The 16,637-nt window shown below is 65.6% G+C and carries 16 protein-coding genes and 1 pseudogene; 11 read left to right on the top strand and 6 right to left on the bottom strand.

Translation table 11 applies throughout. The features are described from left to right. Positions 1-109: 109 nt before the first annotated feature. From ASD67_RS07075 to ASD67_RS07050, 6 genes are all read left to right on the top strand, one after another. On the top strand, positions 110-676 hold the full coding sequence (locus ASD67_RS07075; protein WP_056345278.1) for a F0F1 ATP synthase subunit delta: 567 nt from the start codon (positions 110-112) through the stop codon (positions 674-676). Between the two features lie 3 nt (positions 677-679). Further along, entirely contained in the window at positions 680-2,209 is a 1,530-nt protein-coding gene (gene atpA / locus ASD67_RS07070; RefSeq protein ID WP_056345276.1) for a F0F1 ATP synthase subunit alpha, read from the top strand. Between the two features lie 52 nt (positions 2,210-2,261). Continuing rightward, positions 2,262-3,137: a F0F1 ATP synthase subunit gamma gene (locus ASD67_RS07065; RefSeq protein WP_056345273.1), complete on the top strand. Its 876-nt coding sequence runs from the start codon at positions 2,262-2,264 to the stop codon at positions 3,135-3,137. Between the two features lie 24 nt (positions 3,138-3,161). Beyond that, on the top strand, positions 3,162-4,697 hold the full coding sequence (atpD, locus tag ASD67_RS07060; protein WP_235535600.1) for a F0F1 ATP synthase subunit beta: 1,536 nt from the start codon (positions 3,162-3,164) through the stop codon (positions 4,695-4,697). A gap of 46 nt (positions 4,698-4,743) precedes the next feature. Then, on the top strand, positions 4,744-5,004 hold the full coding sequence (locus tag ASD67_RS07055) for an ATP synthase F1 subunit epsilon (protein WP_056345270.1): 261 nt from the start codon (positions 4,744-4,746) through the stop codon (positions 5,002-5,004). Positions 5,005-5,200: 196 nt separating this feature from the next. Next, entirely contained in the window at positions 5,201-6,691 is a 1,491-nt protein-coding gene (locus tag ASD67_RS07050; protein WP_056345267.1) for a CpaF family protein, read from the top strand. On the opposite strand, the gene ASD67_RS07045 is transcribed toward ASD67_RS07050, so the two are convergent. Both ASD67_RS07045 and ASD67_RS07040 read right to left on the bottom strand, forming a co-directional pair. After that, complete coding sequence (locus ASD67_RS07045) at positions 6,688-7,680, bottom strand: isopenicillin N synthase family dioxygenase (RefSeq protein WP_056345263.1); 993 nt, start codon at positions 7,678-7,680, stop codon at positions 6,688-6,690. The two genes, ASD67_RS07050 and ASD67_RS07045, sit on opposite strands and share 4 nt — an antisense overlap. After that, positions 7,677-7,865, bottom strand: a complete 189-nt coding sequence (locus tag ASD67_RS07040) for a hypothetical protein (protein WP_056345261.1) — start codon at positions 7,863-7,865, stop codon at positions 7,677-7,679. Before ASD67_RS07040 ends, ASD67_RS07045 begins: the two co-directional genes overlap by 4 nt. 80 nt (positions 7,866-7,945) lie before the next feature. Here ASD67_RS07040 and ASD67_RS07035 point away from each other — a divergent pair, with 80 nt between their 5' ends. Beyond that, positions 7,946-8,776: a class I SAM-dependent methyltransferase gene (locus tag ASD67_RS07035; RefSeq protein ID WP_056345256.1), complete on the top strand. Its 831-nt coding sequence runs from the start codon at positions 7,946-7,948 to the stop codon at positions 8,774-8,776. A 5-nt stretch (positions 8,777-8,781) separates the two neighbouring features. After that, positions 8,782-9,549 carry a leucyl/phenylalanyl-tRNA--protein transferase gene (gene aat, locus ASD67_RS07030; RefSeq protein WP_056347122.1) on the top strand — a complete coding sequence of 256 codons (768 nt, stop codon included), beginning with the start codon at positions 8,782-8,784 and terminating at the stop codon, positions 9,547-9,549. Between the two features lie 35 nt (positions 9,550-9,584). Here the strand turns inward: aat and ASD67_RS23920 are convergent. The 4 genes and pseudogenes from ASD67_RS23920 to ASD67_RS07015 all read right to left on the bottom strand — a co-directional run. Next, a pseudogene (locus ASD67_RS23920) lies at positions 9,585-9,755 on the bottom strand (DUF2155 domain-containing protein); the annotation flags it as partial. 239 nt (positions 9,756-9,994) lie between these two features. Beyond that, positions 9,995-10,381 carry an NADH:ubiquinone oxidoreductase subunit NDUFA12 gene (locus ASD67_RS07025; RefSeq protein WP_056345252.1) on the bottom strand — a complete coding sequence of 129 codons (387 nt, stop codon included), beginning with the start codon at positions 10,379-10,381 and terminating at the stop codon, positions 9,995-9,997. Positions 10,382-10,444: 63 nt separating this feature from the next. After that, positions 10,445-10,900, bottom strand: coding sequence for a DUF192 domain-containing protein (locus ASD67_RS07020; protein WP_056345249.1), 456 nt, complete (start codon positions 10,898-10,900; stop codon positions 10,445-10,447). Positions 10,901-10,937: 37 nt separating this feature from the next. After that, positions 10,938-11,501 (bottom strand): RecX family transcriptional regulator, encoded by a 564-nt coding sequence (locus ASD67_RS07015; protein WP_056345246.1) that lies wholly within the window; start codon positions 11,499-11,501, stop codon positions 10,938-10,940. A gap of 179 nt (positions 11,502-11,680) precedes the next feature. On the opposite strand from ASD67_RS07015, the gene ASD67_RS07010 reads away from it, so the two are divergent. The 3 genes from ASD67_RS07010 (at position 11,681) to ASD67_RS07000 (ending at position 16,620) form a co-directional block, all read left to right on the top strand. Then, entirely contained in the window at positions 11,681-13,432 is a 1,752-nt protein-coding gene (locus tag ASD67_RS07010; protein WP_056345243.1) for a fatty acyl-AMP ligase, read from the top strand. 95 nt (positions 13,433-13,527) lie between these two features. Continuing rightward, positions 13,528-15,873 (top strand): putative bifunctional diguanylate cyclase/phosphodiesterase, encoded by a 2,346-nt coding sequence (locus ASD67_RS07005; protein ID WP_235535599.1) that lies wholly within the window; start codon positions 13,528-13,530, stop codon positions 15,871-15,873. A gap of 210 nt (positions 15,874-16,083) precedes the next feature. After that, complete coding sequence (locus ASD67_RS07000) at positions 16,084-16,620, top strand: CHAP domain-containing protein (protein ID WP_082544993.1); 537 nt, start codon at positions 16,084-16,086, stop codon at positions 16,618-16,620. Positions 16,621-16,637: the final 17 nt, after the last annotated feature.

The raw sequence follows: 16,637 nt of genomic DNA, 5'->3' as shown, positions 1-16,637 counted from the left end.
AAATCGTTGCTAGGCGCGCCGCGACTTCGCTGCGGGGGTATTCTTCGAATATCCGCCAAAAGCCGCGCGACCCATCCCCCCACGGGATAGCAACAAAGGACTTTCACGCGTGGAGAATTCCGGCGGCATTCAGGGCAACATCACGGCGGGCCTCGCGGGCCGTTATGCGGTCGCTTTGTTCGATCTGGCCCGCGAATCGAACGCGATCGACGCGGTCGCGGGCAGCCTTGCGACGCTGCGCGCGGGCCTTGCCGAATCGGTCGACCTGTCGGACCTGATCGCCAGCCCGGTCGTCGGCCGCACCGATGCCGCCAATGCGATATCGGCGGTCGCCAAGGCGATGAAGCTCGATTCGCTGACGACAAAATTCCTCGGCGTGCTCGCCGACAATCGCCGTCTCGCCGATCTGCCCAAGATGATCGACGCCTATGACGCGATCGTCGCCGACCATCGCGGCGAAGTGACCGCCAAGGTCACCAGCGCGCATCCGCTTTCCGCCGGTCAGCTCAAGGAGCTCACCGCGAACCTCAAAACCCGTGTCGGCCGCGATGTCGCCGTCGTCACGACCGTCGATCCCGCCATCCTCGGCGGCCTCGTCGTCCAGCTGGGCAGCCAGCTGATCGACGGCAGCATCCGTACCCGTCTCAATAGCTTCGCACAGGCGATGAAAGGCTAAACAATGGAAATCCGCGCCGCTGAAATCAGCAAGGTCATCAAGGACCAGATCGCCAATTTCGGCACCGACGCCACGGTCAGCGAAATCGGTCAGGTTCTGTCGGTCGGCGACGGCATCGCCCGCGTCCACGGCCTCGACAACGTCCAGGCCGGTGAAATGGTCGAATTCGCCAACGGCGTGCAGGGCATGGCGCTCAACCTCGAAGCCGACAATGTCGGCATCGTGATCTTCGGCTCGGACGCCGAGATCAAGGAAGGCGACACCGTCAAGCGCACCGGCACGATCGTCGACGTTCCCGTCGGCAAGGGCCTGCTCGGCCGCGTCGTCGATGGCCTCGGCAACCCGATCGACGGCAAGGGCCCGATCAAGGCCGAGAAGCGCATGCGCGTCGAAGTCAAGGCGCCGGGCATCATCCCGCGCACCTCGGTTCACGAACCCGTGCAGACCGGCCTCAAGGCGCTCGACGCGCTCGTCCCCGTCGGCCGCGGCCAGCGCGAACTGATCATCGGCGACCGCCAGACCGGCAAGACCGCCGTCGCGATCGACACCTTCATCAACCAGAAGGAAGCCAACGCGGGCGATGACGAGAGCAAGAAGCTCTATTGCATCTATGTCGCGATCGGCCAGAAGCGCTCGACCGTCGCGCAGATCGTCCGCCAGCTCGAAGAAAATGGCGCGATGGAATATTCGATCGTCGTCGCCGCGACCGCGTCGGAACCCGCTCCGCTGCAGTTCCTCGCGCCGTACACCGGCTGCACGATGGGCGAATATTTCCGCGACAACGGCATGCACGCCGTGATCGTGTATGACGATCTGTCGAAGCAGGCCGTCGCCTATCGCCAGATGTCGCTGCTGCTGCGCCGTCCGCCGGGCCGCGAAGCCTATCCGGGCGACGTGTTTTACCTGCACAGCCGCCTGCTCGAGCGTTCGGCAAAGATGAACGCCGACAATGGTTCGGGTTCGCTCACCGCGCTGCCGATCATCGAAACGCAGGCGGGCGACGTTTCGGCGTACATCCCGACCAACGTGATTTCGATCACCGACGGCCAGATCTTCCTCGAAACCAACCTGTTCAACGCCGGTATCCGCCCGGCGATCAACGTCGGCCTGTCGGTGAGCCGCGTCGGCTCGGCCGCGCAGACCAAGGCGATGAAGAAGGTGTCGGGCTCGATCAAGCTCGAGCTGGCGCAGTATCGCGAAATGGAAGCCTTCGCGCAGTTCGGGTCTGACCTCGACGCGTCGACGCAGAAGCTGCTCAATCGCGGCGCGCGCCTGACGCAGCTGCTCAAGCAGCCGCAGTTCCAGCCGATGCCGTTCGAAGAGCAGACCGCGTCGATCTTCGCCGGCACCAACGGCTATCTCGACAACGTCGCGACCACCGACGTCTCGCGTTACGAAGCGGCGATGATCGCCTATCTGCGCAGCGACCATGCCGGCGTGCTCAAGACGATCCGCGACACCAAGGACCTTGGCGACGATGCCAAGAAGGGCCTGGTTGCCGCGCTCGAAGCGTTCGCCAAGATTTTCGCTTAAAAGGTTTCCGTCCTCCCGGCTTTGGCCGGGGTGACGAAATATAGGGGCCTTCATGGCAAACCTGAAAGAACTCAAAGGGCGGATCAACTCGGTCAAATCGACCCAGAAGATCACCAAGGCCAAGAAAATGGTCGCGGCGGCCAAGCTGCGCAAGGCGCAGGCGGCCGCCGAAGCCGCGCGTCCCTATGCGACGCGCCTCGAAGGCGTCGTCGCCAGCCTGGCGTCGAAGGTTGGCGTGTCGGACAGCGCGCCCAAACTTCTCGCCGGCACGGGCAAGAGCGACACCCATCTGCTCGTCGTACTCAACAGCGACCGCGGCCTCGCCGGCGCGTTCAACTCGAACATCGTCAAGGCGGCGCGCGACAAGGCGCTAGACCTGCAGGCACAGGGCAAGAAGGTCCTCTTCTACCTGATCGGCCGCAAGGGCCGTCCGGTGCTTAACCGCCTGTTCCCCGGCCAGGTCATCGAGAATTACGAAACCACCGGCATACGCGACATCGGCTTCGATCAGGCGCACGAGATTTCGGCGAAGGTGATGGAACTTTATGAAGCCGGCGCGTTCGATGTCGCGCATGTCTTCTATTCGAAGTTCCGCTCGGCCCTGCTTCAGGAAGCGACCGGCCAGCAGCTGATCCCCGTTCCCGCCCCGGTCGACGTTCCGGCATCGAGCGGCGCGGCGGTCGAATATGAACCCGACGAGGAAGCGATCCTCGCCGACCTGCTGCCGCGCAACATCACGATCCAGATCTTCAAGGGTCTGCTTGAAAACGCTGCGTCCGAACAGGGCGCGTCGATGACCGCGATGGACAATGCGACGCGCAACGCGGGCGACCTGATCAACAAGCTGACGATCATCTACAACCGCACGCGTCAGGCGGCGATCACCACCGAACTTATCGAAATCATCGCGGGCGCCGAAGCGCTCTAATCGATCAACCCAAGGAAGAAGACCATGGCTACCGCACCCGCTGAAAAGAAGGCTCCCGCCAAAAAGGCCGCCGCGCCCAAGGCTGCTGCGCCGAAGAAGGCGGCCGCTCCCAAGGCCGCGAGCACCGGAACCGCGACGGGCCGCATCGCCCAGGTCATCGGCGCCGTCGTCGACGTCCAGTTCACCGGCACCCTGCCCGCGATTCTGAACGCGCTCGAAACCGAGAACAACGGCAACCGCCTCGTCCTCGAAGTCGCGCAGCACCTCGGCGAAAACACCGTCCGCACCATCGCGATGGACGCAACCGACGGCCTGACCCGCGGCCAGCCCGTGACCGACACCGGCGCGCAGATCACCGTTCCCGTCGGCCCGCAGACGCTCGGCCGCATCCTCAACGTCATCGGCGAGCCGATCGACGAACGCGGCCCGGTCAACGCAGCCACGCGCGCGCCGATCCACGCCAAGGCCCCGGAATTCGTCGATCAGTCGACCGAAAGCAGCATCCTCGTCACCGGCATCAAGGTCATCGACCTGATCGCGCCTTATGCAAAGGGCGGCAAGATCGGCCTGTTCGGCGGCGCGGGCGTCGGCAAGACCGTGCTCATCCAGGAACTGATCAACAACATCGCCAAGGGCCATGGTGGTACGTCGGTGTTCGCGGGCGTCGGTGAACGCACGCGCGAAGGCAACGATCTGTACCACGAATTCCTCGACGCCGGCGTTATCGCCAAGGACGCCGACGGCAACCCGACCCCCGAAGGATCGAAGGTTGCGCTGGTGTTCGGCCAGATGAACGAACCCCCGGGCGCCCGCGCGCGCGTCGCGCTCTCGGGCCTGACGATCGCCGAATATTTCCGCGACCAGGAAGGCCAGGACGTGCTGTTCTTCGTCGACAACATCTTCCGCTTTACCCAGGCGGGTTCGGAAGTGTCGGCGCTGCTCGGCCGTATTCCGTCGGCCGTGGGTTATCAGCCGACGCTGTCGACCGACATGGGCGCGCTGCAGGAACGCATCACCTCGACCAACAAGGGCTCGATCACCTCGGTGCAGGCCATCTACGTTCCCGCGGATGACTTGACCGACCCTGCCCCGGCAACCTCGTTCGCTCACTTGGACGCGACGACGACGCTCAATCGCGCGATTTCGGAACTCGGCATCTATCCGGCGGTCGATCCGCTCGATTCGACCAGCCGCGTGCTGACCGCCGCGATCGTCGGCCAGGAGCATTACGAAACCGCTCGCCGCGTTCAGGAAACGCTGCAGAAGTATAAGTCGCTTCAAGACATCATCGCGATTCTCGGCATGGACGAGCTCAGCGAAGAAGATAAGCTGGTCGTCGCCCGCGCGCGCAAGATCCAGCGCTTCCTGTCGCAGCCGTTCCACGTCGCCGAAGTCTTCACCAACATCCCCGGCAAGTTCGTGGCGATCGAAGACACGGTGAAGTCGTTCAAGGCGGTGGTCGATGGCGAATATGACCATCTGCCCGAAGCGGCCTTCTACATGGTCGGCGGCATCGACGAAGCGGTCGCCAAGGCCGCGAAGCTCGCCGAAGACGCGTAAGGAACCTATGCCCCTCCCCCAAGCGGGAGGGGTCTAAGGAAGTAAAATGGCTCTGAAGTTCGAACTCGTAACCCCCGCCCGCCTCGAGCGGACCGCCGATGTCTATATGGTCACCGTACCGGGCAGCGAAGGCGACTTCTCGGTGCTCGAAGGCCATGCGCCCTTCATGGCGACGCTGCGCAACGGCCCGCTGACCATCTACACGACACAGGGCGCTGCGCCCGAGACGATCGAGGTCGAAGGCGGCTTTGCCGAGGTCAATGAAGCCGGGCTAACCGTCCTCGCCGAGCACGTCACCGCCGGCTGACCCGCCGCAGACATTTTCGGAATCATCGACGCCCGCATCCCCCCGGATGCGGGCGTCGTTGCGTCAGGGGTAGCTCATGCCCTCCCGGCATTAGGAGAATGTCAAAGTTTCCGATCTATTCACCGTGTCGATTGGGGGTTCGCATGCTTCGGCCGCGACACACCGCATGGACATGATTCGGAAGCAGGACAGAGCAATGAGTGCATTCGGACGCCGACCCGGTACCGCAGGACGCCCCGCCTTTGGCGTGGCGAAGCCGATGCAGGGCGGGCCCGGTTCCTCGGGCGGCGGCCAGTTTCCCGCGCTCGACGCCGTTCCCCTGCCCGAATCGGCCCCGTCTTCACTCAGCCCCGAAATGGAGGCGATGGACCGGCTGAACCAGCGATCGAGCGCCGAGGCGATGGAACCGGAAAAAGCGCAGGGTTTCGAAGCGAGCGTCCACAAGATCAAGGAACAGGTGCTGCCGCGCCTGCTCGAACGCGTCGATCCCGAGGCCGCGGCGACGTTGTCGAAGGACGAGCTGACCGAGGAATTCCGTCCGATCATCCTCGAGGTGCTCGCCGAACTGCGGATCACGCTCAACCGCCGCGAACAGTTCGCGCTTGAAAAGGTTCTCGTCGACGAATTGCTCGGTTTCGGGCCGCTCGAGGAATTGCTGTCCGACCCCGACATTTCGGACATCATGGTCAACGGCCCGTACCAGACCTACATCGAAAAAAAGGGGCAACTGATGATCGCCCCGATCCAGTTTCGCGACGAACAGCATCTGTTCCAGATCGCGCAGCGCATCTGCAACATGGTCGGCCGCCGCGTCGACCAGACCACCCCGCTCGCCGACGCCCGCCTGAAGGACGGCAGCCGCGTCAACGTGATCGTCCCCCCGCTCAGTCTGCGCGGCACCGCGATCTCGATTCGTAAATTCTCGGCCAAGCCAATCACGCTCGACATGCTGTGCCAGTGGGGCGCGATGAGCCAGAAGATGTGCACCGCGCTGAAGATCGCCGGCGCCAGCCGCTTCAACATCGTCATTTCGGGCGGCACGGGTTCGGGCAAGACGACGATGCTCAACGCCTTGTCCAAGATGATCGACCCCGGCGAGCGCGTGCTGACCATCGAGGATGCCGCAGAACTTCGCCTGCAACAGCCGCATTGGCTGCCGCTCGAAACGCGTCCGGCCAACCTCGAGGGCAATGGCGCGATCCATATGGGCGACCTCGTCAAGAACGCGCTGCGTATGCGCCCCGACCGCATCATCATGGGTGAGGTCCGCGGCGCCGAATGTTTCGACCTTCTCGCCGCGATGAACACCGGTCACGACGGGTCGATGTGTACGCTCCACAGCAACAGCCCGCGCGAGTGCCTGGGCCGTATGGAGAATATGGTGCTGATGGGCGACGTGAAGATTCCGAAGGAAGCGATTTCCAAGCAGATCGCCGATTCGGTCGACATGGTGATCCAGATCAAGCGCCTGCGCGACGGGTCGCGCCGCGTCACCAACGTCACCGAGGTGATCGGCATGGAAGGCGACGTCATCGTCACCCAGGAATTGTTCAAGTTCGAATATCTCGACGAGGACAAGGACGGCAAGATCATCGGCGAATATCGCGCGATGGGCCTGCGCCCCTATACGCTGGAAAAGGCGCGCCAGTATGGCTTCGACCAGCCCTATCTGGAAGCCTGCCTCTAGGGCAGTTCGCGGAGCTGCTTCCCGGCGAGTGCGGGAAACACCTTGCCGACCTTGCCGATCAGATAGTTGCCATAGCTGCCGCCCGCCGCATGGACATCGGCGCCGTCCCAGCGCGGCAACAGCCGCGTTGTCGCGGGAACCGGCAGCGGGTCGACCGAAGCTGCGAAATCGGGGTCGTAGAAAAGCGGCCACGACAGCCGTTCCCGCCCCGATGCGTTTATCACCCGATGCGGCGCGGAGCGAAAGCGCCCGCGCGTCAGCCGTTCGAACATATCGCCGATATTGACGACAAGAGCATGGCCGCGCGGCGGCACTGCGATCCACGACCCGTCCGCCGCGCGCACCTCCAGTCCACCATGCGCGTCCTGCCCGAGCAGGGTCAGCAAGCCGTAATCGCTATGTTCGCCGACGCCCAGATCGTCAGCTTCGCCGCCTGGCGGATAGTGAAAGATGCGGAAGAGCAAGGTTGGCCGGCGCGTCAGTTCGTTTGCGAAATGATCGGCGGAAAGCCCCAGCGCGAGCGCCATGCCGCGCATCAGCGCCTCGGCTGCGGCGACCGATGCCGCCAGATACTCCTCCACCGCAGGGCGCAATTCGGGCAGGCGTGTCGGCCACAGATTGGCGCCGTGCAGCGGCCAGCCAGCCGCAACGCGCGGATCGCCTTCGCCGAGTTCCTCGCCCAGATACAGCCCCTCCTTGCGGTCGGGCCGTCCCGAGGTCAGTTCGCCGCCGAGCGGGAACCAGCCGCGCCATGCGGTGCCGCCATGCGCCATCGCGATTTCGGCCTTCTCGGCCTCGGACAGCGCGAAAAAACGGTGGCTTACGGCCTCCAGCCGGTCGAACAGCGCATCGGAGATGCCATGGCCCTCGGCATAGAAAAAACCATAGTCGGCGCTCGCCGCGCCGATCGCGGCGGCGGTGCGTTCGACCGCGGCGGCATCGTCCATCGCGAGCAGCGGGGCGATGTCGATCGCGGGCAGCGCGGTCATCGCTGGATCAGCCAGAAGGCAAAGGCGAACAGCGCGACGCACGCCGATACGAGCGCGATGCCGCGCCAGGGCATGAAGCCGACCTTGTCGACGTCGCGGCGGTTGTTGCGCCGCCACCCGGCGAATTCGGCGACGCCGAACAGCAGCGCCGCGCCGATGCTCACCGACAGCATGGACACTTGCATCTGACGCCTTCCCTTCGCACTATGACCATCCCCCCAACAGGGTCGGCAGAACCGGCCCGTCCCCGAGAGAGGTGTCCGATATGCGTGATTTCCGTGCCGTTGCAAGTGCAGCGCTGATCGTCGTGGCCGCGTGCAGCGCCCCCGCGCACAACGCCGCCGCGAGCGAAGCCGCGGCCAGGCCCGGCGATGCGATCGCGACCGCGGTCGCCGCGCCGACGCGCACCCCGGCCAATGTCGCGCGCGACCCCTATCGCCACCCGACCGAAACGCTCGCCTTCTTTGGCGTGAAGCCCGGCGATACGGTCGTCGAACTTTGGCCCGGCGGCGGCTGGTACACCGAAATCCTCGCGCCGCTGGCCAAGGCGGGTGGCGGCACCCTCTATGTCGCCGCGCCGTGGGAAAAGGGTCTCAATCGGGTCAAGGCGAAGCAGGAAAGCGATGCGGGCACCTATGGCGCGGTCAAGCTCGCCGAATTCCCGAATGGCGGCACCAATCCTAAGGTCGCCGACGGCAGCGCCGATGTCGTGCTGACCTTTCGCAACGTCCACAACTGGCGCTTCGACGGCGCCGACAACACGGCGAACGCGTTCAAGCAGATTTTCGCGATGCTGAAGCCCGGCGGCGTGCTCGGCGTCGAAGAACATCGTCTGCCCGAAGCGATGGATTCGGCACTCGAGGAAAAAAGCGGCTATATGAAGCGCTCGTCGGTCATCGCCTTTGCCGAGGCGGCGGGGTTCAAACTTGTCGGCGAAAGCGACATCAACGCCAATCCCAAGGATACGCATGACTATCCCGGCGGGGTGTGGACGCTGCCCCCCAGCCTGCGCGAGGGCGACAAGGACCGGGAAAAATATCTGGCGATCGGCGAATCGGACCGCATGACGCTGAAATTCGTGAAGCCCGCAAGCTGAAGCCGATCGAGACCATAGACCCTGCGCTGCTGCTCAGCGCCTATGCGCAGGGACTCTTTCCGATGGCCGACGGGGCGGACGACCCGTCGGTCCATTGGGTCGAGCCGCGGCTGCGCGCGATCCTGCCGCTCGGCGGCTTCCGCCTCTCGCGTAGCCTGAAGAAGACGATCACAGGCGAACGTTTCCACGTCACCACCGATCGCGCCTTCGCCGACATAGTCGCGCTATGCGCCCAGCCCGCCGACGACCGGCCGACGACGTGGATCAACCCGGTGATCAAGGCGAGTTACGACCGGCTGTTCCGCCTCGGCCATGCGCACAGCGTCGAATGCTGGCAAATGGGCGAACTGGTCGGCGGCCTGTACGGCGTCACGCTGGGCCGCGCCTTTTTCGGCGAATCGATGGTCAGCCGCGTCCGCGACGCGTCGAAGGTCGCGCTCGCGCATCTCGTCGCGCGGCTTCGCGCCGGCGGCTGGCAATTGCTCGACTGCCAGTTCATCACCCCGCATCTCGAATCGCTCGGCGCGATCGAAATCCCGCAGCGCGACTATCTGGCGCGGCTCTATTCGGTGTTGGCGGGCGGGGCGGGCACCGACGGCGGCGCGGCCTTGGCGGCGGGCGCCGAGGCCGCCGCTTCCGGCGTACCCTCGCCGCCGTTCGTCGCGGGGGACTGGGGCGCGCTCGACGCCTTGGGGGCGGCCTTGGCCGAGGGACGCGCGACGGGTTCGCCGCCGGGATATGTCATCGCACAGCTTTTGACGAACACGTCGTAGATCGGGTGCTGGATGATGTTGCGGTCGGGCCGCTCGCGGAAAATCCAGCCCGAAAAGACGCGATACCATTTGTTGTCGCGCTGATCCTGCACCGTCAGCTGGACGAAAGCCCCGGTTTCGGGCGGATCTTCCCAAGGTGCGGTCTGTTCGCACGCGCGCAGCCGCACGATCGCGCGGCCGACGCGCGCCGATTCGCCGGGCTTCATCTCGAGATCGCGGACGAGGCCGTTACGCTTGTTGAGCAGGCCGACCACCGCGACGCGGCTCGCCATCGGGGTCGCGCCCTCGATCCCGCCGACTTCGGCCGGCACGCGTTCGGACTTGGCGATCGTCGGGACGGTGGCGCTGCCCCCGGCCTTGGACGGCTTGCCGTCGCAGGCGGTCAGCGCGGTCGCGGCCAGAAGCGCGATCAGCGCGGTCGGAAGCTGGCGCGCCATCGCGTCGGTCACTCGGCGCCGGGGCGCCAGGCCTCATAATCGCCGGTCGCGGCAGCGCGCTTGCCGCCGCGTTCGAGCGCGCCCGCCGGGCGATAGGCGGTGCCGGTACCGGTCAGGTTCGGCGTCGCTTGCTGTTCCCAAGCGCGCGGCGCGGGCAGCATGTCGGCGGGCAGGTCGTCGAACGTGCCGTGCAGCCAGCCATGCCATTCGGGCGGCACCCGGCTCGCGTCATTCGAACCATTATAGAGGACCCAGCGGCGGTCGCCCTTGCGCGCGCGGAAATAGCGGTTGCCAAGGCCGTCCTCGCCGACCTGTTCGCCGGTTTTCCAGCTGTTCAGCAGCGTGCCGACGGTCGCGCCGTCCCACCAGGTGAAAATCTTGCCTAACATGCCCATGGCCGCGCGTTTACAGGCAAGCAGCGCCGTTTCGCAAGCGCCAATGGCGACAAGCGCGCCGGATCATTTGTCATTCCAGGTAACAACGGCACTCTCGTCGATGCCGAGCTTGGCCGCCGTGCCGCCCGCGAGTTCGAGCACCGCGCTCACCTCGCCGCCGCTGACCACCGGCTCAAGGTTTTCGGGAATCGTGTTTTCGGCGATGCGATCGATGCTGCCGTCGGCGCGGATGAAGACCATATCGAGCGGAATCAGCGTGTTCTTCATCCAGAAGCTCGCGAAGCGCGGCTTTTCGAACGGAAACAGCATGCCGCCATTTTCGGGCAGGCTGGTACGGAACATCAGCCCCTTCGCCTGTTCCTCCGGGGTGCGCGCGACCTCGACGGTGAAGACATGCGTCTTGTCGGGGGCCTTGATCGTGAGCGGGATCGAGCCGGCCTGCACGCTGTCCGATTCGCCGCCGCAGCCCGCTACCGGCAGGGCCATGACAAGAGCAACAGCGGTCATCCACGCACGCATCGGCCTATCCTTTCGCCGTCCCGGTAAGGGTCCGCTCCTAATCGAGCCCCGCTTCGTCGTCCAGCGCGGCCTCGTCGCCCGGCGCGGTAGCGAGGATGCGCCGCGCGAGCGCCAGCGAATGACCGGCGCGGGCAAAGGCCGCGACGTGCCGCTCGCGCTGCGCCGGATCGGCGATCGCCTCCCGGGCATAGGGCCCCAGGCGGCGGCGGCGCGCGAAACCGAGCGCCGAGGACAGCGCCGCGCCCTCGGCGGCCGCGACCGCGGCGACCGAATCCGTGGAATCGATGCCGTCGACCCACAATTGCGCCTTCACCCGCCGCACTCCCAGCCCGCGCCGCGTCATCGCGCCCGCGCGCATGCCTGCATATTGCTTGTCGTCGACGAATCCGAGCCGGTCCATTTTCGCGACCGCCGCAGCGCAGGCGGCGGGTCCGTCGATGGCGTCGACCCAGTCTGATTCGCGTATCTTTCTCGATAGATAGCGCGCCAATTTGGCGCGACTGGTGGCGAATCGCGCGACATAGGCGAGCGCCAGCTCGTCGAGCCGCGCCGCGTCGAGGGGTCTCTTCGCCCGGTCGGAGGAAGCGCGGCGGTTGGCCATATGCCATGTTTATGCCACAGTCGGGCCTGATTGAGAACGACCAGCGCCGCCATATCGGGCATCAAAGCCTGAAAATAGGCGATTTGTTCCAACGATAAAGGGATCGCGCAGCACGTATGACACAGAAAGATGACATGCTTGTTGCCGCGCGCCCCGCTTCGCGGGATGCCGGAGCTTCTATGACCGACACCATCACCGATTCGGCGGACGCGCTCGTGCCGACGCCGACCGAATGTTTCCAGCCGCGCCGTTTTTCGGACTTCGCCACGATCGGCGAAGCGCTCGACTATGCCGCGACCGGCACCCGCGGCCTCAATTTCCACGATCCGCGCGGGCGTCTGGTGCGCCCCTATCCGTACAGCGAACTGAAGCATGATTCGCTTCAGACCGCATATCGCCTGATCGCCGCGGGCGTGAAGCCCGGCGATCGCGTCGCGCTGATCGCCGAGACCGGTGCCGAATTCGCCGCGCTGTTCTTCGGCACCATCTATGCTGGCGCCTGGCCGGTGCCGCTGCCGCTGCCGACCAGCTTCGGCGGGCGCGACAGCTATGTCGGCCAGCTCGTCGTTCAGTTGACCAGCTGCGACCCGACGATGCTCTTCTTCCCGCCCGAGATCGCCGCGATGGCGGTCGAGGCCGCCGAGAAGCAGGGCGTCGCACCGATGGACTGGAGCGAATTCGCCGCGCGCCCGGCGCCGCAGACCACCCTGCCCGCGCAGAACAGCAACGAGACCTGCTACCTCCAATATAGCAGCGGCTCGACGCGCTTCCCGCATGGCGTCGCGGTCACCCACGCCGCTTTGCTCAACAATCTCGCCGCGCATTCGCACGGCATGGAAGTGCGCGACAGCGACCGCTGCGTCTCGTGGCTGCCCTGGTATCACGACATGGGCCTCGTCGGCTGCCTGCTTTCGCCGGTCGCCAACCAGGTGTCGGTCGATTATCTGAAGACCGAGGATTTCGCACGCCGGCCGCTCGCCTGGCTCGACCTGATCAGCCGCAATAGCGGCACGACATTGAGCTATTCGCCGACCTTCGGTTACGACATCTGCGCACGCCGCGTGTCGAGCCAGACGCATGTCGCCGACCGTTTCGACCTGTCGCGCTGGCGCGTTGCGGGCAATGGTGCCGACATGATCCGCCCCGACGTGATGCAGAGCTTCGTCGATGCCTTTGCCGACGCCGGATTCAAGGCGAGCGCTTTCCTGCCGAGCTATGGTCTCGCAGAAGCGACGCTCGCGGTCAGCATCATGCCGCCGGGCGAGGGCATCGTCGTCGAACTGGTCGAGGAGACCGAGCTGTCGGGCGCCGCCAACGACGCCGGCCGCCCGACCCGTTACCGTGCGATCGTCAATTGCGGCCGCGCCGCACGCGACATGGTGATCGAGGTCCGTGACGAGGCGGGCAACAGCCTGCCCGACCAGACCGTCGGCAAGGTGTGGTGCAGCGGCCCGTCGCTGATGACCGGTTATTATCGCGACCCCGAAGCGACCGCCGCCTGCCTTGTCGATGGCTGGCTCGACACCGGCGATATGGGATATTTATCCCATGGTTACATATACATCGTTGGCCGTGCCAAGGACATGATCATCATCAACGGCAAGAATCACTGGCCGCAGGATATCGAATGGGCGGTGGAGCAATTGCCCGGCTTCAAATCGGGTGACATCGCCGCTTTCGCGATCACCGCGCCGGGCGGCGAGGAAACCCCCGCCGTGCTCGTCCAGTGCCGCACCAGCGACGACGCCGAGCGCGCGCTGCTGCGCGAGACGATCCGCGACCGCGTCCGCGCGATCACCGGGATGAACTGCCTGATCGAGCTGATCCCGCCGCGCACGCTGCCGCGTACCAGTTCGGGCAAACTCAGCCGGTCGAAGGCGCGGGCGCAATATCTGGCCGGGGAAATCCAGCCCTTTGCAATCGCGGCCTGATTTTCGTCCCTGACGGGGACCAAAAAAGCGATCAGCCGTTCGCGCATGGTTACGTTCGGGTAACCCGCTTTCGCTAGAACGGTCCTGTGACCAGGGTGGCGAATGATCCGATTCCGACCGACGATATTCCTGCGCGCGCGCTGCTCGGGCTGAACCGGCGCGACGAGGATATCGGCGATTTGCGGCACCTGCAGCTCGCGCCGTTGCGCGGCCAAGGAAAATTGCGCCTCGTCATGGGGCTCGGCATGACGATCGTCGCCGTATTGACGATGGTAAGCGCGGTCCCAATGGCGGTCGTCGGCGGCTGGGCGATCGCGACGATCCTGTTCAGCCTCTGGTCCTGGCAGGTCGTCTCCCGCCTGCCGCTAGGCGAAATCCACCACACGGGCGCCGCCGAGTTCAACCTTTGCAACCGGCACGCCATCTATTCGGCCGTCGTCTGGGCAGCGCCCTTCTGGCTCCAGGGCCTCCACCCCTCGCTCGATCACCTGCTGTCGATGTGGACCGTAGCGCTGCTGATGATGCTAACGCTGGCGATCGTCGCGCACACGCTGCCGATGGCATGCCTGCTCTTCATCATGCCGGTCAGCCTGTCGGCGGCCGGGGCGCTGGTCTTCGCCGGCGCGCCGGCGCACGCAGGGGTCGCGATCGCCGCCGGCGCGATGCTCACCGGCTTCTGCATTCGATTCGGGCAAAGCCACATCCGCTTTCGCCGCGCCGAAGCGGTACTGCACGAAAAGACCGAGACGGTCAGCCTGCTGCTGCGCGAATTCGAGGAAACCTCCGCCGACTGGCTGTGGCAGACCGACAACAGTCGCCGCCTCGTCCATGTCTCGCCGCGCCTCGCCTTCGCGATCGGAGCGCCCGCCGACCAACTCGAAGGCCTGCCGCTGCTTCAGGCGCTGTCGGGCGATGCGTGGGAGACCGGGAACTTCCCCAAGAGCCTGCACGACATGGCCGAGCGGATGAAGCGGCGCGAGAGTTTTTCGAACCTGATCGTCCCCGTCACCATCGACGGCGCGCCGCGCTGGTGGGAATTGTCGGCGTCACCGCGCCTCGACGAAGCGGGCAAGTTCCTGGGCTTTCGCGGGGTCGGATCGGACGTCACCGAACAGCGCGCCTCGGCCGAACAGATCGCCAAGATGGCGCGCTTCGACAACCTCACCGGCTTGCCGAACCGACTCAGCCTCAACGAGGATCTCGAGCGCGCGCTGAACCATGCGATCGATGCCAAGACGCGCTGCGCGATGCTGATGCTCGACCTCGACCGCTTCAAGGCGGTCAACGATACGCTCGGCCACCCCGTCGGCGACAAATTGCTGGCGCAGGTCGCAGCGCGGCTGAAGGGCATGATGGACCGCGGCATGACCTGCGGCCGGCTGGGCGGCGACGAATTCGCCATCATCCTCCACCATGTGCCGACCGCGAGCGATGCCGAAGCACTGGGCCAGCGCATCATCGCGGCGCTCAGCCGCCCCTATGTGGTCGACAATCACCAGTTGTTCGTCGGTGCCAGCATCGGCTTCGCGGTCGGGCCGCAGGACGGCGCTACGGTCGAGACGCTGACCCGCAACGCCGACCTGGCGCTCTACAAGTCCAAGGACAAGGGCGGCAACGTCGTCGCCGCCTATGTCGCCTCGCTCCACGCCCAGGCCGAGGAACGGCGCGTGATGGAACAGGAATTGCGCGGCGCGCTCGAACGGCGCGAGTTCGAACTTTATTACCAGCCGGTCGTCACCGCCGAGGACGGCATGCTGAACGGCTTCGAAGCGCTGATTCGCTGGAACAACCAGAAGCTCGGCAATGTTTCGCCCGGCCGCTTCATTCCGCTCGCCGAGGACAGCCGCCTGATCTCACCGATCGGCGAATGGGTGCTGCGTACCGCGTGTCACGAAGCGATGCGCTGGCCGTCGAACCTCAAGGTTGCGGTCAACGTGTCGGCCGAACAGCTGACCGACCCCGCCTTCGCTTCGGTCGTCGTCTCGGCACTCGCGCAAAGCGGCCTGCCGCCGCAACGGCTGGAGATCGAGGTCACCGAAAGCGTGTTCCTGCGCGACGGCGGCGGCGCCGCGCAATTGCTCGACCAGCTGATCGGACTCGGCATCCGCCTCAGCCTCGACGATTTCGGTACCGGCTATTCGTCGCTCGGCTATCTGCGCAAGACCCAATTTTCGACGATCAAAGTCGATCGCAGCTTCGTCGTTGGCGCCGCCAAGGGCATCACCGAATCGATCGCGATCATCCGCGCCGTCGTCGCGCTCGCTGACAGCCTCGGCATGTCGACGACGGCGGAGGGTGCGGAGACTGAACTAGAGGTTGAAACGATTCGCGCGCTCGGCTGCCGCAACATCCAGGGCTATTATTACGGCCGCCCGATGCCGGCGACCGATGTCCTGACGCTGTTCCGTCCGGCCGCCAGCCAGGCCAGCGCCGCCGCCTGACGCGGCGAGCCGAGCGAGTCCGGCGACGAATCGAACGGCCTTTCAAAAGGTTCCCCGGTTCACCCCGCGTCCGATGCAGTTCGTCGCGCGGCGGGTGGTTTGCGGCGAAAGCCGTGGCAGAGACGCTCCAACGCTTGAACACAAGCCAAACGGGGGTCGCTTTCCATGTCAGCCAGCCGCTTTTCAGCAGCCATTGTCGCATGCCTGATGATGCTTGCCGCCGCCCTGACCAGCACCCCCGCCGCCGCCGCCAACTACCTCCAGTGCGTTCCGTTCGCCCGCGCCGAATCGGGCGTCGATATCCGCGGCAACGCCGGCACCTGGTGGGCGCAGGCTGCGGGCCAGTATGACCGCGGCGACGAACCGCGCGAAGGCGCGGTCATGGCGTTCGCCGGCACGCGCGGCATGCCGATCGGCCATGTCGCCGTCGTGAAGAAGATCGTCGGCGACCGCGAAATCCTGATCGACCATGCCAATTGGTCGCCGATCAACGGCCGCCGCGGCCAGATCGAACGCAACGTGCGCGTCGTCGACGTGAGCAGCGCCGGCGACTGGAGCATGGTCCGCGTGTGGTACGCCCCGATCGGCGACCTCGGCCTGCGCGCCAACCCGGTGCAGGGCTTCATCTATCCCGGCCAGGGCGCCGCGCCGCGCAAGGCGCCGAGCTTCGACGCTCCGGTGTGGGCCAGCAACGACTGGACCCCGGGCAACGGCCTCGCAATGGTCGCCGCGTCGCTCGGCCAATAAAGCCCCGCCACCGCTAC

The sequence above is a fragment of the Sphingopyxis sp. Root1497 genome, assembly GCF_001427085.1.
In the GTDB taxonomy this organism is placed as follows: domain Bacteria; phylum Pseudomonadota; class Alphaproteobacteria; order Sphingomonadales; family Sphingomonadaceae; genus Sphingopyxis.
The sequence above is the reverse complement of the archived record's forward strand: the minus strand, read 5'-3'. Positions and strand labels throughout refer to the sequence as shown.